The sequence below is a fragment of the Curtobacterium sp. MCSS17_015 genome (genome assembly GCF_003234265.2).
Lineage (GTDB): Bacteria > Actinomycetota > Actinomycetes > Actinomycetales > Microbacteriaceae > Curtobacterium.
The window spans coordinates 533007-552673 of record NZ_CP126256.1 but is presented as its reverse complement, the minus strand read 5'-3'; the positions used below and the strand labels follow the sequence as shown (position 1 = coordinate 552673).

Sequence of the window (19667 nt, the reverse complement as noted above, 5' to 3'; positions counted from 1 at the left end):
CGGATCGGTTCGGTTCCGCGCCTCCCGTCTCCTCACCGGCGCCGGGCGCGGCTCCGGCGTCCGAGGACGATCGCACTGCCGAGCGCGAGGAGCAGCAGCGCGGCACCGAGTGCGATCGGGAGGCCTGCCACGCCCGTGAAGGCGAGGTCGCCCCGACGCGCAGTGCCCGTGACATGTGCTGGCCCCGGGACCGCCGCAGATGAGCCGGACGACTGCTCCGCCGGGCGGCCGCTCCCACTGCCCGAGCCGTCGGGCGTGCCGTCGCCGCCAGGTGTGCCCGATCCGCCGTCACCCGCTCCGCCGTCACCCGCTCCACCATCCCCCGGTCCACCGTCGCCGGGGCCGACCGAGTCCTCCGCCGGCAGCAGGCCGGCGTCGACGGAGGTGGTGCGATCCACCCCGTCGAGGACACCCTCGGGCGTCGTCAGTCGGCGGAGCGTGATGGTCTCGGTGGAGCCGTCCTCGGCCGCGTCCGAGTCGACGGCATCGTCATCGCCGACGTGCTGCCGCGTGAAGCGTCGGTCGTCAGGCGCGTCGAAGGTGACGACGTACACACCGGGCCTGAGGCCGCCGAACCGGTACCCGCCGTCGGCGTCGCTCGTCGTGCGTCGCTCCACGGCGCCACCGGTGTCATCCGTCCCCGCGATCCGCACCTCGACCGCCCCGATGCCGGGCTCGTCCGCGTCCTGGAGACCGTCGCGGTCGACGTCGGACCAGATCCGGTCGCCGATCGTGCCGGCCGCCACCCGGATCGTGGCGCGGTTGGACTGCACGGGGAGGGAGATGTCCGCCACGCTCAGACCGAACCGGTTCGCGTACGTGTCGCCGTCCTGCTCACCCTCGGTCACGAGCGCCAACCGGTGGGTGACGGAGGCGCCGACGGCGACCGGGGCCGTCCGGGTGATCCGGATCGCCGTCACGTCCCGGAGTGCCGCAGGACACCCGTCTGCGCCGAACTCCTGTTCCGAGCACCACGTGGTCGAGCCACCGGGCCGGTTCGACGGGTCCGCGCCCACGAGCGAGACGGCAGCGGGCGCAGCGGCCGTGTAGCGCACCTGCTCCCCGGCATCAGCATCGGCCGCCACGGGCTCGGCGAGCACTGTCCGACCGTGGAAGGACCCGTCCTGCGCGACGGTCCCGTCCGGCAGGACGTCGATGAGGTCGGAGCCGTGGAACGGGTCGGGGTCGGTGTTCGTGTAGACGAGGTCCCACTCCAGCCGGTCGCCGGCGACCACGACCGGTTCGACGGCGTGTTCCTCCACACCGACCCCGCCCGTGGTGGTGACCTGCACCGCGCGCTGCGCCCGGCGGTACTCGGCGGGCGATGCATCGGTGGGGGAAGCGACCTCGGCCACGTTGTCGATCGGACCGGCGGGCGCCGCGGTCGAGATCGTGGCCCGGTAGGTGATCGGCGGGATGGACGAGTTCGGTCGGACGTCGTGCATCGTCCAGGTGAGCCGCTGGTGCCGCTGCCCCTGCGCGTCCTGCACGGTGTCGACCGCCGGGGTCGTCGACGCACTGTCGGGGACGTAGGTGGTGTCCAGCGGCAGGGTGTCACGGACGGTGACCGTCGTCGGACGTCCCTTCGCGTTCCCGTTGGTCAGCGTCGGGTAGAGGGCGTACTCGAGGGTGTCGCCCGCGACGGCGGAAGTTGTCCGGTCCGGGGTGTCGGCAGCGTCGTGGCCGGGGTCGACGGTCTTCTTCGCGATCCGCGCGAGGTTCTCGGTGATGATGACGCTGTCCGTCAGGCCGCCGACGCCGAGCGACGGGTCGGCGCTGTCGTGGACCCACCCGGGGTGCTGCGTGCCCGAGGAGAGGTGCCCGAAGTCGAGGGCTCGGGTCCCGTCCGGTGCGTCGAGGACGGTGACCCACGAGTACAGCGCCGCCTGGCGCCCACCGGCCAGGTCACCGACGGCCCGGACTGCGCCGACCGCGGCGATGCCGCCCGGCACGTCCTCCGGAGCGTCGTACCAAGGTCCGTCCTCGTCGTCGCACGTGCGCTGCTGCCCCTCGGCGGCGGACGTCATGTCGTACGCGGCGTACTGCACGTGCGCGTCCGAGAGACCGGCGACCTGCGCGGCCCGGGCCGGACTCCCGAGCCGGGTGAGGCGCTGGGTGGCACGGTCGAACGTGTCGCAGAGGACCGCGTCCTGGTACGGCGAGAGCCCGCCGTTGCGCATGGTGACCTCGCTCCGGAGCCGGGCCCCCGCGGTCGCCCACGGGTCACCCTCGCGCGCGGATCCGGGCCGGACCTCGTGGGCGTCGCCGACCACCCGGTAGAGCCGCTTCCCGCCACTGCCCGGGTCGAACTCGACGAGGTTGCGCTCGGACACGTTGTCCGCCGTCGGTTCGGTCTCGCCCGCGAAGTTCGGGGCTCCGCTGACCGACGTGGTCTGCAGCGGGGTGAAGGTGTTGCGGGACAGGACGTTCGTCCCGCTCGACGGCTCGGGCAGCCAGAAGCTGATGTACCCGGCGACGACGAGGCCGACCTTGCCACCGGCGATGGGGCCGCCGTACTGGTTCTCCGTCGGCATCCGTGTGGGGTCGGTCACCGTCCCCGTGATCGTGACGTCGACGTCCTCCCCCGGGCGGCTCTGCGTACAGCTGATCGTGCCCGAGTCCGCGACGGCCCGGGCACCACCACCCGCGCCGCCCGGCAGCCCCGCGAAACCGGAGGCACCGCGCGCGTTCGGACCGCACACGGGTTCGTCGCCGTTCCAGAGCCGGGCGCCGGACGGCAGGTCGCCGAGGAGCTCGGAGACGTCGTCGGTGAAGGTCATCGGGCCGCCGGCCCCCTCGAAGCCGAGCAGACCCTGACCCGGGACGACCGGTTGCCAGTCGACCGCGATCGGGTAGACGAGCTGGATCCCGCGCTGTCCGCCCGGACCGGTGACGTCCGTCCGGAGGGACGACGCCTGGATGTCCTTCGCCAGGTTGTACCGGGCCACGGCGGAGACCGTCGTGGTGGGCGAGGTGGCCGTGACGGTCCCGTTGTCGGCGTCGTCCGCGGTCCCGGTCGCGCTGACCGCGATCTCGTCCCCGTGCCGGAGGTCCGCGGAGACGTCGAGCACCGCCGGCACCGCGACCGCTCGGCCTTCGGGGACGGAGCCGAGGTCGCAGACCAGCTCCTGGCCGTCGATCCGTGACCCGCTGCCGGTGCAGCGCGAGGGCACGGCGGCCCAGCTGGTGCCGGCCGGCGCGGTGAGGGTGAAGCGCTCGTGCGAGCTGGCTCCGCCGGTGGAGTTCATGCTGACGCGGTACGTGATCGCGTCGAGCGTGCGGACGATGCCGTTCTCGGCGCCGCTGTCGCCGCCCGGCTGGTCATCGGGGGTGAACGGACCGTTGCCGTCCTTCGCGACCTCGATCGCCATCGCGACCTCGGCGTCGGTCGACGTCGCCGGGGACGGGGTCGGCGCGGTCGATGCGGCTGGTGCGGACGGCTGGGTCCGTGCCGTCGGCTTCGGCGATGCCTGCGGTTCCGACGGTGCCGGCGACTCCGTCGGTGCCGCCGGTGCGGACCTCCCAGCAGCGTCGATGACGGACGGTCGCCCCGCGACTGCCCAGGTCGGTGTCGCCGCGGTCAGGACGAGGCTCGCGGCGGTCACCACCGTGACCGCGACGCGGGAGGGAATGCGTGGTCGCAAGGGGACTCCAGTTCAGGACGGGCACCCGCAGGTGCCCGGAGGCGGTCATCCGTACGTCACACATCAAACATGACCAGCGTCCTCGGGCCTCCTTTTCGACATTCTGCATTCCACCCGCATGCGAACAGGCACGATCGGGTCACGATGCCGCGACGACGTGCCCGACCTGACCGAGACTGACGCCATGACATGGGGGAAGACGGGGGTCTCGATCGGGGTCGTGCTCGCGCTCTGCGGCGGACTCGGTGGCTGCGCGACGATTGCTGCTGGGCAGTGCGTCGACTGGGTGCCGCTCTCCCCGGCCGAGCAGGAGCGGGAAGCGAGCCTGGTCGTGGACGCCGATCTCCGGTCGACCGACCGCACCGTCGAGGCACTCGGGCGCTACCGCGTCCGCGAGGCGGTCATCACCGGCGTCCGGAAGGGCCACACACCCGACGACCGCATCGACGTCATCGCGACCTCGGACCAGTGCACGAGCAGCGGGGAGCCGGTGGAGTACGTCGACGGTGATCCACTCGCCGAACCGGGCTCCTACCGGCTGTACCTGACGCAGCAGCAGGCCGGAGGGGCCTGGCGACTCGTCGTGCCCGGAGCCGCCGAACGTCTCGACGATCGACGGGGGTGAGCACGGGCCCGCGCGAGCACGGGCGCGTCAGACCTCGACGTCGCTCCCCATCGTCACCGTGCGCCGGAGCGGCAGCCCGAAGCGCGCGGCCGGATCGGCGGCGTTGTGGGCCATCGCGACGAAGAGCTTCCGCCGCCACGACACCATGCCGCCCTTGCCCGAGCCGGTCCGGAGCGCACCTCGGGAGATGAAGTAGGACGCCTCGGACATGTCCTCCTGCGCAAGGTCGAGCACGCCGGCGGCGCACGCGGCACGCATCGCGGCGGGCAGATCCTGGTCGTCAGAGAACCCGAACGTGATCGTGATGTGGTCGATGCCGTCCTCGTCGTGGCCGAGCTCGTCGCGGGTGAACGCCTCGGACAGCGGCACGTGCGGCACGTTCGCGGTGAGCACCGAGACGATGACGACCCGCTGGTGCACGACCCCGTTGTGCTCGACGTTGGCCCGGAGCGCGAGCGGCGTCGTCTCCTTGTTCGGGTGCGGGAACACCGCGACGCCGGGGACCCGCGGGATGTGGTCGGTGTTCACCGTCTCGATGAACTCTGCGAGGGAGCCCTCGCGCTTCCGCCGCTCCTGCTGCACGAGCTGTCGGCCGCGGTGCCACGTGGTCATGAGGGTGACGACGGCGAGGGCGATGAGCAGCGGCACCCACCCGCCGTGCACGACCTTGGACAGGTTGCCGGCCAGGAACGTGAGCTCGAGCCCGCCGAACACCACGGCGACGAGCACGAGCTTCCACGTCGCCCAGCGCCACAGCGGCTTCACGACGACGAGCAGCAAGAGCGTGTCGACCACGAGCGCCCCGGTGACGGACACCCCGTACGCGGTGGCGAGCGCGGCCGAGGACCGGAACGCGAGCATGATCGCCATGACACCGATGAACAGCAGCAGGTTGACGGCCGGCAGGTACACCTGGCCGCCCTCGCGCTTGGACGTCTGGCGGATCGTCAGCGGCGGGAGGAGCCCGAGCTGCACGGCCTGCCGGGTGAGCGAGAACGCGCCGGAGATGACGGCCTGGCTCGCGATGACGGTCGCCGCGGTGGCCAGGATCACGACGGGGATCTGCGCCCAGCTCGGGAACAGCAGGAAGAACGGGTCCTTCGTGGCGGTCGGGTCCTCGAGGACCAGGGCGGCCTGGCCGAGGTAGTTGCACACCAGCGCGGGGAACACCACGAAGAACCAGGCGCGGAGGATCGGCATCCGCCCGAAGTGGCCCATGTCGGCGTACAGCGCCTCGGCACCGGTGATCGCGAGGACGACCGCGCCCATCGCGATGAAGGTGATGAACGGGTGCGCGAACAGGAACGCGATCGCCCAGGTCGGGGACAGCCCCTGCAGGACGCCGGGGTGCTCGACGATGTGCGGGATGCCGGCGACGGCGATGACGACGAACCAGAGCAGCATCACGGGCCCGAACGATGCGCCGACCTTGGCGGTGCCGAACCGCTGGACGACGAACAGGCCGATGAGGATGACGGCCGCGATCGGCACGACGAGGTGCTCGACCGACGGCGCCGCGGTGCCGAGGCCCTCGACGGCGGAGAGCACCGAGACGGCCGGGGTGATGACGGAGTCGCCGTAGAACAGGGCGACGCCGACGATCCCGATGACCAGGAAGACGGTCGTCCCGCCCGGACGGTCGGCGTAGAGCCGTCGGGCGAGTGCGGCGAGCGCCATGACCCCGCCCTCGCCGTGGTTGTCGACGCGCATGAGCACGAGCACGTACTTGATCGACACGACGATCGTGATGGACCAGACGAGCAGCGAGATGACGCCGTAGACGTCCTCCGGGATCGGCCGGACGATGCCACCGTCGACCGAGAACACCGTGCGCATCGAGTAGAGGACGCTCGTGCCGATGTCACCGAAGACGACGCCGAGTGCGGCGAGGGCGAGCGCCGCTGTGCCACGGCGCCCAGGGGCCTCCCGGCCTGCGGGCTGCTGGGCGGCCGTCGCGGGGTGCGTGGCGTCGTCGCCGGGGCCGGCGTCTCCCGGCTGGGCGTCGCGCGCACCCGACGGCTGGTCGGACGACTGCGACGACGCGCGGGTCTCGGTCACGGCGGGCACTCCACTCCAGGCCGTCCGGGCGACGGCCGCGCCCATCATGCACCCGTGGAGTGACAGCGGACGTCGGGCAGTGAGCGACCGTGCGCCGAACGGCTGCTGCGCCCCTCTACTCCGGCACCGTGACGATGCGGTTCTGGTACGCCCAGACCACGGCTTGCAAGCGCGACCGCACCCCGAGCTTGGGCAGCATGCGCGCCAGGTGTGACTTCACCGTGGAGACCTCGACGACCAGCTCCGCCGCGATCTCCTCGTTCGACATCCCCTGCGCCAGGAGCAGCAGCACGTCCCGCTCCCGGGCGGTCAGCACCCCGTCGACCCGGTCCCCCGTCACCGGTTGCAGGCTCCGACGCGAGGTGAACTCGCGGAGCACCCGCCAGGTCAGGGCCTGGTCGAGCGTGCCGTTCCCCGCCGCGACCTGGCGGACGGCGCCGATGATCGTGTCCGGCTCGGCGTCCTTGAGGAGGAACCCGGACGCCCCGGCCTCGAGCGCGCCGAACACCAGGTCGTCCATGTCGAACGTCGTGAGCATGAGGACGGGCACCGCGGGGTCGGCGTCCGGCCGGCAGAGTTCACGGGCGACCTCGATGCCGTTCCGGACCGGCATCCGGATGTCGAGAACGGCGACGTCCGGCCGCGTGCTGCGGGCGAGCGCGAGCGCCTCACCGCCGTCGGCGGCGACCCCGACGACCGTGATGTCGGGCTCCGCGTCGAGGAGCGCCGAGACGCCGGCCCGGACGAGCGGTTGGTCGTCGGCGACGAGCACGCGGATGACCGCGTCGCCGCCGTGCGCTGGTTCCTCCGCGCTCACCGCGCCACCTCCGTGTCGTCGTTCGTCGTGTCGGAGCCGGGCTGGGCCTCCCGGCTGAGCCGCAACGCGACCAGCCACCCGCCGTCGTCCGTCGGACCGACCTGGAGGCCCGCCCCCACCAGTTCCGCCCGCTCGCGCATGCCGCGCAGTCCGTTGCCACCGGCGGGCGTGCTGCCCTGCGCCGGCACGGCGGCCGGGCCGTTCTCGACACGCACCTCGAGGTGGTCGTCGGCGCGGTCGTCGATCGTGACGGTGCACGCGGCACCCGGAGCGTGCAGGGCGGCGTTCGCGAGGGCCTCCTGGACCGTGCGGTACGCGGCGAGCTGCGCGAGCGGACCGACCCCGTCGCCGAGCGGACGGCTGCTGCCACCCGCACGGTCGGCAGCCAGGACGCCCAACCGCACGTCGCTGCGGAACCGGGCCCGTTCCACCAGGTCGACGATCCCGGCGACGGTCTCGACCGCTCGTTCGGCGGGGCTGTCGTCGCGGAGCAGGCCGACCAGGCGGCGCAGGTCCTCGAGGACGGCGGTGCTCTGCTCCCGGACCTGGCGGACGCCCTCGTGGGCACGCTCCGGGTCGGTGTCGATCTGGCGGTCGATGACGGCGGACATGAGGGCGATCCCGGACAGGTGGTGGGCGGCGATGTCGTGCAGTTCCCGGGCCATGGCGGCGCGCTCGCGGGAGACGGCGGCGTCGATCAGGGCGTCCTGCTCCCGGTCGACCGCGGTGGCCTCGGCGCTACGGGCGACGCGGACCTCGCGGCGGGACAGCACCACCAGGGTGACGAGCAGCGGCAGGCCGACGGCGCCGACCGCCTGCAGGACGCCCTGCCCGACCGAGGTCGTCAGGCCCTGGGCGACGTCAGCACGGAAGCCTCCCGCGACCACGGCCCACAGGACCGCTCCCCCGACGACGACCAGGACGGCCGCTGCGGTGAGCGCGGGCCACAGCCGGGCGAGTGGGACCCGGAGGGCGGCCAGCACGACGGCCACCGCGATGGCGAACGGCGTGAGCCCGAAGAGCTCGAACGCCTGCGGGGCGAGGACGGCGACGAGCACCGGGATCGCCGCGACGACGACGAGCGTGGTGCGCGGTGCCCGGCGGGCGGCGAGCAGCGCGGCCGCCTGGGCGAGGAGCCCGAGGGTCAGGACCGTCCACGGCGCACTGCCGACGGCCGGGTAGCTGACGGCCTCGCCGATCGTGTCCGGGTCGGCGGCGTCGAGCGGCGGCAGGGCGAGCAGCAGACCGAGGGCGACCACGGCGGTGCCGAGCGCGACGAGCAGGTCGGTGCGGCGCTCGCGGGCGGTGGCAGGACGCCGAGCGGGCGCAGCACCCCCGGCCTCGGCCTGGGGGCGCTGCGCGCGCGGCTCAGCGGGTGCCATGCTGCGATCCTACGAGGGGCTTCGACGACGGGATCGGGGCGTCGATCGGCAGGGCCCGACGTGCCGGGTCGTACCCGAGGTGCCCGCGGGTCGCGACGAGGAGCACCACGGCGGCGATCGTCGACATGATCGTCAACCCGATCATCAGCGTGCCGGCGGTCATGCTCGGGTACATCGTGGGGAAGAACGTCGAGATCGTGTTGTTCACGCCGACGTGCAGCAGCAGCGCGAGCGGCAGGCTCTCACCGGTCTTGTTGAACACCTGCACCATCACGACGTTGAACGTGATCGTGAAGAGGGCGAACACGACGGGCTCGCTCCAGTGCGCGTTCGGCCACCCGCCCCAGTCGCTGAGGTACAGCGGCATGTGCCACAGCGCCCACACCGGGCCGAGGATCGCGGCCGCACCGAGGCCACCGAAGCGGTGCTGCAGGCGGGGCAGGGCGAAGTCGCGCCAGCCCGGCTCTTCGCTCAAACCGGTGGAGAACAGCTGGATGACCAGGCCCGGCACCACGGCGGCGAAGACGAGGGCGGTCGGTGCGTGCACGTCCCCGCCGGCGAACGGCAGCGCCGACACGATGATCAGGGCCGGCACGACGACGAGCGCCAGGGCGTACCAGTACCAGGCGACCCGCCAGCGGAACAGGCGTCCCACCCAGCGGCGGAGGCCCGGGCGACCGTCGGCGACCGCGGTCACGATGAACGCGCCGCCGAGCGGGCCGAGCAGTGCGCCGGGCAGCACGCCGGTGAACTGCGCGCTGCCGAGGACCTCGGCGAAGTGGATGTCCCAGACACCCATGCCGTGCGGCGACAGGATGTAGGGGACCCACGCGAGCCAGCTCAGCCCGAGCGCGAGGGTGAAGAACGACCCGAGCGGGTGCCGCGCGACGACGCCGCGGATCCCGTGCCGGTCCTGCGGGGCGGTGCCGGTCTGGGACCGGGCTTCGATGGTGTTCGTCATGACATCGACGCTAGGAACTCCGCCCCGCGGGGACGACCGGCGGAGGGAGGCACGTGCGGGACTTGCATCGAAAGGATGCACCCCCGCCGCACCCGTCAGCGGCCCCGGTCCGGAGCCGCGGCGGCCAGCACCACCGGGTCCTCGCAGCCCCGCGCGAAGCCCGCGATCCGCCGGTCGATGTCCCGCTGCAGCACGAGCACGCCGATGCGCTCCGCGAGCGGCGCCAGCCACTTCGGCTTGCACGTGAAGTTGTAGCGCCAGACGGCGAGCGTGTGCCCCGGCTGCCCGTCAGCCGCGCTGAACCGCCAGCCGCCGCCCATGCGCTCGAAGAACCACGAGCCCTTCGTCATCTTCATCCCCACGTTCGACGGCGGGTTGTACGAGACGTACTCGCTCTCCATCGCCAGGCCGAACCGCTGCACCGTGTACGTCCGCACGCCCTTGCCGGGAACGGTCGCGCCGATGAGGTGCTGCCGCCGGATGAACGGGTCCCACCGCTTCCGGACCTCGCCCTGCGTCTGCGAGACGGCGAAGGCGACGTCCACGTCGACCGGGACGACACAGCGGGACTCGACGACGGGCATGCGCCCATGCTGGCACGCGGCGGGACCGCCGGACGGGAGGCCCGGGGCGGGCCCGCACCGCGCCTCCTGTCCGGCAGGGACACGCCTGTCGACGGACTCCACTTCTCGTCGCCAACTCCGAGTCTCGGCGACGGCTCGCGTGTCACTCGATCCGACCGAGCACCTCGTCGCCGTTCCAACGGCGCTGTGGCGGTCTCGATAGCCGACGGTCTAGCGGTCGCAAGCGCGTCACGAACGTCAGCCGGCCCCCGCCGAAGATCTCGGAAGGGGCCGAGCCGGGCGTCACCAACACGAATGGCCAGCCCGCCCGCCTGCCTGCCTGCCTGGCGCCCGGTTCAGAGGGAGCGGAGAACGCGGTAGCGGTTCTCGAGGGAGCGCTGTGTGACTCCCGCGTTCTCGTCCAGCCACTCGTAGGCATGCGGCGTTCCGGGGTGAACGTGGAGCTCGAGCGGGACGTCGGCAGCCGACAACTTCATTGCGTAGGCGATGCTCTCGTCTCGCATGAGGTCGAGGTCACCCACTTCGACGTACGCCGCGGCGAGGCCGCGGGCGTCGATCAGCCGCGCCGGAGAGGTGGTCTCCGAGACGGGACCGCCAGAGCGGGCGTTCCAGGAGGTCGCATTCATGGGGGCGGTCCAGGCCAGGAACGGCGCGAGCGCCTCGCTGGCGGTGTCCACGGTGTCGTCGAGCATGGCGTAGATCAAGATCTGCTGAGCGATCGGGATGCCTCGGTCCCTACCCAGCACGGCGGCCGCCGCGGCGAGTCCGCCGCCACCACTGTCGCCCATCACCGCGATCCGTGCACGGTCGATCCCGAGCCGGTCAGCATGCTCGTTCAGCCACAGCACTCCGGCGAAGACGTCTTCGCTCAGCTGCTGGCCCTTCCCCTCCGGGGCGACACGGTAGCCGACCGACAGGATCGGCACGGAGGTCTCCGTGACGTAGACCCGCATCCGGCGGTCGTAGTGATCGAGAGTGCCAGCAACCTGACCGCCGCCGTGGGCGTAGACGACAGCAGATCCGGGGCGCGCGTCCCACTTGGTGTACCAGCGCGCTTCGAGCGTCACGCCGTCGCCGACCGGGATGGAAACGTCCTCCCGATTCACGCCGTCCGGGGCGGGCGGTGCCAGCTTGCCCATCTCCGTGTACTGGAAGTTGATCACCTCGCGCAGCGCGTGCACGTCATTCGCGGGGGGCTCGGCCATGTTCATGAACTCTGATGGGAGCTGCACGATCGCCTGCGCGAACTCCTCGTCGAGACGGTATTCGGTCATTGACTGTTCTCCTCAGGGAGCGGTCGCGGCTGCGACGCGCTCGGCGTCTTGGGTTGAAATGGTTCGTAGGCGCGGCTGTTCAGGCCCGACTTCGGATGCCACAGACGGGCGGCTGAAGTGGGACGTTCGGCGTCCTGCACCTTGCTTGCCATCGGAGACCTCAGCGTTTGCGGGCGAGATTTGCTCGCAGGACCTCTTCGAGGTTGAGCTCGACTTCACGCGTGTGCGCGCCGGCGGCGAGGGCTGCCTTGGCAAGCTCCCCGGAAGCGGGCGTGAAGGTCTCTCCGAGGTAGCGGTCCTCGGCACGCAGCGCATCCTCGAGGGGGCCGTCGGCTGCGTCGATCGCCTTCGTGGCTGCGACGCGGACACCGGCAGGCAGGTTGGCGATCGTCAGCGCGACCCAGTCGACGTACGCATCCAGCTCCGCGGCGGGCAGTGCACGGTTCACCCATCCCCAGCGCTCGGCGGTCGCAGCGTCGATGAGACCGCCGGTGAGGACGACTTCGAGGGCTCGAGCGCGTCCGAGCAGACGGGGCAGGTGTGCGGTTGCGCCGGCGCCGGGGACGATGCCGGTGAGGGTTTCGAACTGGCCGAAGGCCGCGGTCTCGAGCGCTGCGAAGCGGAGGTCCAGGCTGGCGATCATCTCCGGGCCGCCACCACGGGTCAGGCCTGCAACCTTCGCGATGGTGGTCTGGGGCAGGCGCCGCCAGCGCTCGTGGAGCCGCATCATCGGGCCGGTTCCGACGAGAGTGTCCTCCGCGATCGGAAGGGCAGCGTACGACGCGGGGTCCTCGACGAACGTCAGATCGCCGTGAGCCATGAAGAACTCAGGGTTGGCGCTCTGGATGACGATGACGTGCAGGTCGGGGTCCTTCTCGGCCGATGCCGCGACGGCGTCGAAGTCGAGCAGGAGCTGGGCCGTCATGAGGTTGATCGGCGGTACGTCGATCGTGACCCACAGCACGCCGTCCTGGCGCTCGAGCTGGAGGGTGGTCAGGGACTGCTCGGTCATGATGATCCTTTCGTCGGGACTAGGTATCTCTGGTATACCTGGTACATGACAGGTACTTCAACGAAACCTGGTACCCGCGAAGGCCAGACGATTCCGGGCCTCATCGTGGGGCCGCAGCGCGAACTCCTCGATCAGCTCCTCGACAAGTGGGGGCAGCTGATCCTGACGCTGCTATGCGAGGAGTCGCGCCGCTTCAACGAGCTCAAGCGCGACCTCGAGGGCGTCACGCAGAAGTCCCTGACACAGGCGCTTCGGCGTCTCGAGCGCAACGGACTCGTCGAACGTCACGTACTCGAGCAACGCCCCATCGCCGTCGAGTACCGCATCACATCCCTCGGTCGCACTCTCGACAAGCCATTCCTCGCACTGCTCTCCTGGACCGCCGACCACCTCGACGAGGTAGAGGAGTGCAGGCAGGCATACGACCAGGGCACACCCGGCCTGTCTCACTAGGCGATCGGCTACCGGGCACGTTTTGATGTGCTGATGCTCAGCCGTGCGGCTTGGGGCGGGCGGGCGGTCAGTCAGAGCGACAGCATCCGAGAGCGGTGGCGCAGATTCCCCGCGGGCTAACCCGTCCGCGAGGTGCGGGGCTGCTCGGGGTAGGTGCACTTCCAGCCTCGGTGGTCGTCGGTCGTGTCGCTGCCTCGCCCGTCATCCAGGTGTCTTTGCACGGTGATGGCCTGACCTGCTGCGAGATGGCCGCCGTCGGCTTCATACGAGAGCGCGATGTCGATTTGGCATAGGTCGAACCGCTCGAGCAGGCCAGAGGTGGTGTCGTTGGCGGCGACCACGTACCGGTAGACGCCGGGCGTTTCCTCGGTTGCCTGGCCCATTGCACCCTGACGCTGACCGAGATCGGTTGCGGGCCAATCCTGGGTCGCGTCGCCCAGTGGCGTCGTCGCTTCGCCGCCCTGAGTACTCGAGCCCGCATCGGAAGGCGATGCTGCATCGGTTGGACGGGAGGTGTCGGCAGGCGTCGATTGCTTCGCCGCGGAAGATGAAGATGGGACACGCAGCTCTTCTTGCTCGCTCGAAGCGGAGCAGGCGCTCACCCCCAGAGTGACGCCCAGAACCAGTGCGATTCCGGTTCCCCGGAGCATGTTGCGCTTGTCCAAGTGTTCCCCCTCATCACTGGGCAAGTCCGCCCGGTTTCGGTCGCCCGGAGCTTACCGTCCCTCCCTCCCGCTCGGCATGCGCGCGAGTCCCGGTAGCGGATCGGTCACCGAGCGTGGCTCCTGGGAGGATGACGGCGTGCGCACCTCTCCGTGGCCCGCTCGGAGCGGGGCTCTCCTTCTCCGCGATTCCCGACCCGAGGATGCGGACCAGCTCGTCGCTCTGCGGAACAACCCCGTGGTCAACCGGTTCATGCTCCGTACCCACGTCGACTCGGACGCCTACGTCCAAGAGTGGGCGAGCATCCCCGACAGCGACACCGACTTCTCGTGCATCGCCGAAATAGACGGCCAGATCGCGGGCCTGGGCTTCCTCGACGTCACCGACGGACTGGGACAACCAGGGATGCCCCGAGGCACGCAAGGCGTCATCGGCTACATGCTGCAACCCGACCTCACCGGACGAGGACTGGGAACGGACCTGACACGCGGCCTCCTGACCGCGGCGTTCGACGCGCTCCGACTCCGGCGCGTCACCGCCAGCTGCAACGCGGACAACATCGCCTCAGCCCGCATCCTCGAAAAGAACGGGATGCGACGCGAGCAGCACGGCATCGAGGACTCCTGGCACGCCGACCTGGGCTGGGTCGACGGCTACCAGTACGCCATGCTCGATCGCGAGTGGGCCGCCGCTCGAACCGTCCGTTGACCGATCGGCTATCGGGACAGCTGATGCTCGGTCGTGTGATCAGTAGCCGCGGCGGTAGAGCGCTTGGAAGACGAACACCCATGTGATGAGAAGGGCCAACCCCATCCCAACGACCCACTTCTCGGCAGTTCCGCCGTCGAACAATGCCCAGAAGCACAGCAGGGCCAACAGGCCGGTACCGGCTGCGATGGGGATGCGGTACGCCGTCATCCAGGTCTTCACGGCGGGTCGGTCCGCGTCATTCAAGTTGGTCATGATGCGAGCGTATGGGCGCACTCGTCGCATCGGAACGACGACGTTCGAGAGATGCGGTCCCACGGCGTGGGTGCCGCGCTGCGTGGTATCGGCGCACGGACGCCATCACAGCTTATAGCGCAGCGCGAACCACGACACCGAGCGCGTTCGGTAGCCGATCCTCTTCCGGACCCGCTTCGGTAGATGAAAGCTCGCGGTGGTGGTGGGCTACTCGCCGGCTTGCCCATCGACGGCTTCCCGGAGGAGGTCCGCGTGGCCGTTGTGGCGGGCGTACTCCTCGAGCATGTGCATGAGGATCCACCGCAGGCTCGGTGAGCGCCCATCCCGCCAGACACTGACCGCCTTCTGGCTCAGGCCGCCCGTCTCGTAGGCCGTGAGGGCAACGGACCGGGCGTGCATCACGGAGCCCTCCCAGAGGCTGAGCAGTTCAGTCGGATCCTGCCCGATCGCGGAGTCCCAGTCCCAATCCGGAGTGGCAGCCCAGTCCACCGAAGCCCACGGTTCCCGACGGGGCTCACCGAGCAGACAGCCGTCGAACCAGCCGTGTTCGACGTACGCGAGGTGCTTCAGCAATCCGGCGAGGGTCATGGTCGACGGCGGGAGTGGCCGGGCCAGCTGGGTCGCGTCGAGCCCCGCGACCTTCCAGGCGAACGTCGCCCGCTGGTAGTCGAGGAACCCGTTCAACGTGGCCCACTCGTCGCCTCCGACATCCGGCTCGATCCTGCCGTGCTCATCCACGCCTGCGTCCATGCTCGGACGCTACAGGCATTCACCACCGACCGATCCTGTCGCACTGAGATCGCGAGTTGTGAACCCATCCGGTAGCCCATGGTTGACCGCGGCGAGTCCGGATTCAGAGCCCGCCAGCGACGCGCAGTGTGGCGCCGGTGGTGTATCCGGCCTCGGCGGACAGTAGCCAGGCGACGGCACCGGCGATCTCGGCCGGTTCGCCGGCTCGGCCCCAAGGGATCGACGCGGCGACCTTCGCTGGCCGCTCCGGGTCCTGGTGAAAGTCGGTCCAGACCGTGCCGGGTTCGACGCAGTTGACGCGGATCGCAGACGCGGCGAGTTCCTTGGACAGGCCGACCGTCAGTGCGGCGATGCCGGCTTTCGCTGCGGCGTAGTGCACGTACGAACCGGGGCTGCCGATGGTGGCCGCAGCGGAGCCGATGAGGACCATTGACCCACGGGATTGCGCGAGGTACGGGATCGCGGCACGGGCGGTGAGCACCGCCCCGAGCAGGTTGACCTCCAGGTCCCGCTTGATCGATTCGGGGTCGAGGTCGACGAGACGTCCGACCGCCTGGACGGCACCGGCCGATGCGACGAGACCCGTGAGCGGGCCGAGGGACGTTCCGGCTCGGAGGAAGTCGTCCAACGACTGCGGATCAGTGACGTCCACTCGAGCCGTCACCGCCTGCCGACCGGTCCGACGGACCTGCTCCGCCACCGTCTGTGCCGCGTCCTCCTCGCCCCGGAAACCGATGAGGACATCAGACCCAGCTGCAGCGGCCCGTTCCACGACGGCCGCGCCGATACCGCGTGAGCCGCCCGTCACCGCGATCAATCCACTCATGCGGCTGCCTCGTCCATCGCGGTGGGGTCGGAGAGGTCCTTGGTGAAGCTCAACGCCGTGTTGGTCCACCCGAGCTTTCGGTATGCAGCGTGCGCATCTACACGGCTCGTGTTCGAACTCAGGCCGGCCTTCGTGGCCCCATTGCTTCGTGCCCATTCCTCAAACGCCGCTGTCAGCAGCCGCGCCGTCCCTTGCCCGCGTGAGCGTTCGTCGACGACGAGTGCCGTCAGGCGAGCCGCTGGCCCGTCGGTCTCGATGCTCCGGCTCAGCTGGCCGGTGAGCAGACCCGCGAGTCCGGCGTCGTCTTCAGCGACCCAGCAGCCGACCGCGGTATCGGACAGGAGGAACTCGAGGCGGCCACGAATCGCCTGTTCCGAGGACGGATAGCCGAGCTGGTCGAGGAGGGGAACGAGAGCGGCAGAGTCATCGACGTCGAGCAGGCGCACCTTCACCCAACGAGCCTACTTGTGACCAGATTCGCTCGGTGTCGTCCTTCTCGCAGCGCTCCATGCCATAACCGCGTCCCGCAAGCCGGTCGTCGACCGGGGCACGGAGCGGTGCGTCAACCAGGACAACTCACCCGTGTCCTCCTTGACCTGGGGATCTTCGTATGCCTGTCTCGCGAAAGTGCCCGGTGAAGGGGCGCTGAACGCAACACTGTCCACGTACCCGAGCAAGGGCGCGGCACGTCCCGTCGGGGGACGCCAGCGCGGGGTCCAGATCGCTGCACCCGTCCCGCTCGAACACGATCTTGCCGAACGCCGTGTCCACCCCGACAACGAGCAAGCGCGCACAGCACGCTGCTCCTGACTCGCCGGGGGACGTTCGCTGACTGAGGCAGCACCGAGGAACGCGCTCCGGTGACGAGTCGTGTGCGAAGGAGACAAATCATCCGCGCGGCGACAGCGCCCCGCGTCGCCTCCCGCTCACGCTGTGGTCACACTCAGGCAACCGGCGGGACAGACGACGCCACCAGCATCGTCGCGTGACCGCACACCGACCACTCCCCCGAGCCTCCCGCCGGAGGACCACCGCCCTGGGCGTCAGCGCCCTCGCCGTGGCCGCCGCCGTCGGCCTCCCCGCCCTGACCGCGACCCCCGCACCGGCCGCCGCCGCTCCCGCACCGGCCGCCGACCTCGCCTCCCGCTTCACCCTCGCGGTGCTGCCGGACACGCAGTTCTACTCCCGCTACTCGGCGTCGCAGTTCCTCCCCCGCTACGGCGACGACCCGTTCCACGTGCAGACGCAATGGCTCGCCGACAACGCCGACGAGCTGCACATCCCGTTCACCACCCACGTCGGCGACGTCGTCGACCAGGTGGGACAGGCCGGCGAGTGGCAGGCCGCCGACCGGGCGATGTCCGTGCTCGACGCGGCGGACATGCCGTACAGCATCACGACGGGCAACCACGACGTCCGGAACTCCGCGGACACGGTGTTCGACACGTCGTACGACCTCGCCGCCGAGCCGTACCTGCGGACCTTCCCCGCCTCCCGCGCCACCGGCCAGCCGACCGTCGAGTCGGGCACGGACCGCACCGGACTGAGCCAGTTCCACGTGTTCGAGGCCGAGGGGCAACGCTTCCTCTCCCTCGCACTGCCGTGGCGGGCCTCCGACGAGACGCTCGCGTGGGCGAACCAGGTCATCGCGGCCCACCCGACGCTGCCGACGATCCTCACCTCGCACGAGGTCATCAACATCGCCACCGACGGCCTCACCGCGGTGGACACGGCCTACGGCGAGCGCCTGTGGAAGAACGTCATCGCCCCGAACGACCAGGTGTTCCTGACGCTCAACGGCCACTTCCACGGCTCGACGTGGAAGAGCCGCACGAACGACGCCGGGCACGCGGTCACGCAGGTCCTCATCGACCACCAGATGGACTACGAGGGCGGCAACGGCTACCTCGGCCTCATGGAGTTCGACCTGACGAACGGCACCCTGGCCATGCAGACCGCGTCGCCGTGGGTGACGTGGAAGCCGACCGAGACGCTGACGTCCTACGACCAGCCGCTGCTCGACGCGGCGAACCAGCGCTACTCGGTGCCGGTGGACTTCCGGACCCGGTTCGCCGGCTTCGCGCCGGACTTCCGTGCGGGCAGCGCCGACGAGCCGCCGCTCATCGAGCGCGCACGGCAGATGCTGCTCGACGGTTTCGAGGGCGCACCACCCGTCACGACCGAGCTCCCCGGCGGCCGCGCCGACCACACCATCGTCGACGGCACCCTCGCCTGGTGGCGTCCCGGTGAGCAGGAGACCGGCACCCTGGTTCCCGGCGCCACCGTGGACGACGTCGTCGGCGACGCGGACCTCACCCGCATGACCCACGCCGAGTCGGGATCCTCGACCGCGCAGGACGGCGACGTGACCGTCACCGACGAGGCGCACCCGCTCTCCTCGGACGGCGCCGGCCTCTGCTTCGCGAACGCCGACAAGGCCGCGAAGCGCTTCAGCGCGCTCACCTCCCCCGGTGACACGGCCGTCGACCGGGCGACCTTCCCGGAGGGCTACACGATCGAGACGTTCCTCGAGGTCGACCCCTCGTGGACCGACGGCGCGAACTCGTGGTCGAAGGCGATCGTCCGCAGCGGCAACCGCTCGCAGATCGGCGTCCCGCAGACCCGCTGGGACTGGACGGCGTCGCCCGCGGCGCTCGGCATCTCGAACCTCAAGGAGTTCCAGTGGACCGAGGTGACCGCCGACCCGTCGAAGGGTGACCGCACCGCCTGGTCGGGCGAGATCATCCCCGGCCGCTGGCTGCACGTCGCCCTCGTGAACGACGTCGACGCCCGCACCACCACGATGTACATCGACGGCGCCCCGGTGCTCCGCAACGCGACCGACACCGGTGGGCAGACCGTGCAGGACGGCATGCCGTGGCTGTTCGGCAGCGACTGGGTCGACGACGCCGCCACGAACGGCTGGAACGGCTGCATCGGTGAGACCCGCGTGGTCGACCACCCGATCGGTGCCGAGTCCTGGCTGACCGCCCGCGCCGACCTCGACGCGCTGACCGTCGACGAGCCGGGCACCGAGGTCGCCCCGACCGCCGTCACCGGCTCCGGCCACCCGGGCGCCACCGTCACGCTCTCCGGCGCGGTCGCCGGCAGCACCGAGGTCGCCGAGGACGGCACCTGGTCGGTCGAGCTCGCCGGCGAGGACGTCGACGCCGTGCGGGCCGCCGCACTCGTCCGCGCCGCAGCGACCGGCGAGGCCCAGGCCGTCCAGTCGATCGGCAACCGCAGCGGTGCAGCGGTCGCGTTCGCGGTCGCCCTGCCGGACGATGCCGACCCGACGGACCCGACGGACCCGACCGACCCGACGCCGACCGACCCCGGGTCGCCGGGTCCCGGTGACGGTGATGACGGCTCGGGTGACGACGGCACGGTGACCCCCGCGCCGGGTGCCCTCCTGCCGGGCGCTGACGGCCCGGACGCCGGCGACGGCACCGCACCGGACGGCGACCTCGCCTTCACGGGTGCGCACGGCCTCGGCGTCCTCGGTGTGACGGCGCTCCTGCTGCTCGCCGCGGGGACCGCGGTCCTCGTCCGCCGACGACTGGGCACCCTGCCCCGGATCACGCCCACGGAGCAGTAGCCCACACCGCACACCACGGGAGGCACGGTGCGGGTCCGCACCGTGCCTCCCGTCCGT

Annotated in this window: 17 protein-coding genes; 4 read left to right on the top strand and 13 right to left on the bottom strand. The window is 70.9% G+C overall.

The window, feature by feature from the left end; all coding sequences use genetic code 11:
• Positions 1 to 32 precede the first annotated feature (32 nt).
• On the bottom strand, positions 33 to 3644 hold the full coding sequence (locus DEJ18_RS02620) for an SdrD B-like domain-containing protein (protein WP_146241460.1): 3612 nt from the start codon (positions 3642 to 3644) through the stop codon (positions 33 to 35).
• A gap of 184 nt (positions 3645 to 3828) precedes the next feature.
• Here DEJ18_RS02620 and DEJ18_RS02615 point away from each other — a divergent pair, with 184 nt between their 5' ends.
• On the top strand, positions 3829 to 4269 hold the full coding sequence (locus DEJ18_RS02615) for a hypothetical protein (protein ID WP_146241459.1): 441 nt from the start codon (positions 3829 to 3831) through the stop codon (positions 4267 to 4269).
• A gap of 27 nt (positions 4270 to 4296) precedes the next feature.
• On the opposite strand, the gene DEJ18_RS02610 is transcribed toward DEJ18_RS02615, so the two are convergent.
• The 7 genes from DEJ18_RS02610 to DEJ18_RS02580 form a co-directional block, all read right to left on the bottom strand.
• Positions 4297 to 6327 (bottom strand): potassium transporter Kup, encoded by a 2031-nt coding sequence (locus tag DEJ18_RS02610; RefSeq protein ID WP_258376826.1) that lies wholly within the window; start codon positions 6325 to 6327, stop codon positions 4297 to 4299.
• A gap of 115 nt (positions 6328 to 6442) precedes the next feature.
• A complete protein-coding gene (locus tag DEJ18_RS02605) occupies positions 6443 to 7144 on the bottom strand; it encodes a response regulator (RefSeq protein ID WP_111209437.1) in 702 nt (233 codons plus the stop codon).
• A complete protein-coding gene (locus DEJ18_RS02600; RefSeq protein WP_111209436.1) occupies positions 7141 to 8526 on the bottom strand; it encodes a sensor histidine kinase in 1386 nt (461 codons plus the stop codon). Before DEJ18_RS02600 ends, DEJ18_RS02605 begins: the two co-directional genes overlap by 4 nt.
• Positions 8513 to 9487, bottom strand: a complete 975-nt coding sequence (locus DEJ18_RS02595; RefSeq protein WP_111209435.1) for a CPBP family intramembrane glutamic endopeptidase — start codon at positions 9485 to 9487, stop codon at positions 8513 to 8515. The genes DEJ18_RS02600 and DEJ18_RS02595 overlap by 14 nt, the downstream gene beginning before the upstream one ends.
• Before the next feature lie 95 nt (positions 9488 to 9582).
• Positions 9583 to 10071, bottom strand: coding sequence for an SRPBCC family protein (locus DEJ18_RS02590; protein WP_111209434.1), 489 nt, complete (start codon positions 10069 to 10071; stop codon positions 9583 to 9585).
• Positions 10072 to 10406: 335 nt separating this feature from the next.
• Complete coding sequence (locus DEJ18_RS02585; RefSeq protein ID WP_111209433.1) at positions 10407 to 11345, bottom strand: alpha/beta hydrolase fold domain-containing protein; 939 nt, start codon at positions 11343 to 11345, stop codon at positions 10407 to 10409.
• Between the two features lie 160 nt (positions 11346 to 11505).
• Positions 11506 to 12357 (bottom strand): enoyl-CoA hydratase/isomerase family protein, encoded by an 852-nt coding sequence (locus DEJ18_RS02580; RefSeq protein WP_111209432.1) that lies wholly within the window; start codon positions 12355 to 12357, stop codon positions 11506 to 11508.
• Between the two features lie 45 nt (positions 12358 to 12402).
• Between DEJ18_RS02580 and DEJ18_RS02575 the strand changes: the two genes are divergently transcribed.
• Positions 12403 to 12810, top strand: coding sequence for a winged helix-turn-helix transcriptional regulator (locus DEJ18_RS02575; protein ID WP_111209431.1), 408 nt, complete (start codon positions 12403 to 12405; stop codon positions 12808 to 12810).
• Between the two features lie 116 nt (positions 12811 to 12926).
• Here DEJ18_RS02575 and DEJ18_RS02570 read toward each other — a convergent pair whose 3' ends face one another.
• Positions 12927 to 13475 carry a hypothetical protein gene (locus DEJ18_RS02570; RefSeq protein ID WP_146241458.1) on the bottom strand — a complete coding sequence of 183 codons (549 nt, stop codon included), beginning with the start codon at positions 13473 to 13475 and terminating at the stop codon, positions 12927 to 12929.
• 76 nt (positions 13476 to 13551) lie between these two features.
• Here DEJ18_RS02570 and DEJ18_RS02565 point away from each other — a divergent pair, with 76 nt between their 5' ends.
• The gene (locus DEJ18_RS02565; protein ID WP_258376825.1) at positions 13552 to 14181 is read left to right on the top strand and encodes a GNAT family N-acetyltransferase; all 630 of its coding nucleotides are present in this window, start codon (positions 13552 to 13554) and stop codon (positions 14179 to 14181) included.
• 39 nt (positions 14182 to 14220) lie between these two features.
• Here DEJ18_RS02565 and DEJ18_RS02560 read toward each other — a convergent pair whose 3' ends face one another.
• From DEJ18_RS02560 to DEJ18_RS02545, 4 genes are all read right to left on the bottom strand, one after another.
• Positions 14221 to 14436: a hypothetical protein gene (locus DEJ18_RS02560; protein WP_146241457.1), complete on the bottom strand. Its 216-nt coding sequence runs from the start codon at positions 14434 to 14436 to the stop codon at positions 14221 to 14223.
• Positions 14437 to 14643: 207 nt separating this feature from the next.
• Positions 14644 to 15186: a DinB family protein gene (locus DEJ18_RS02555; protein WP_111209427.1), complete on the bottom strand. Its 543-nt coding sequence runs from the start codon at positions 15184 to 15186 to the stop codon at positions 14644 to 14646.
• Between the two features lie 103 nt (positions 15187 to 15289).
• Positions 15290 to 16012 carry an SDR family NAD(P)-dependent oxidoreductase gene (locus DEJ18_RS02550; protein ID WP_111209426.1) on the bottom strand — a complete coding sequence of 241 codons (723 nt, stop codon included), beginning with the start codon at positions 16010 to 16012 and terminating at the stop codon, positions 15290 to 15292.
• Complete coding sequence (locus tag DEJ18_RS02545) at positions 16009 to 16464, bottom strand: GNAT family N-acetyltransferase (RefSeq protein ID WP_111209425.1); 456 nt, start codon at positions 16462 to 16464, stop codon at positions 16009 to 16011. Before DEJ18_RS02545 ends, DEJ18_RS02550 begins: the two co-directional genes overlap by 4 nt.
• Positions 16465 to 16997: 533 nt before the next feature.
• On the opposite strand from DEJ18_RS02545, the gene DEJ18_RS02540 reads away from it, so the two are divergent.
• Positions 16998 to 19610, top strand: a complete 2613-nt coding sequence (locus tag DEJ18_RS02540) for a metallophosphoesterase family protein (RefSeq protein WP_111209424.1) — start codon at positions 16998 to 17000, stop codon at positions 19608 to 19610.
• Positions 19611 to 19667: the final 57 nt, after the last annotated feature.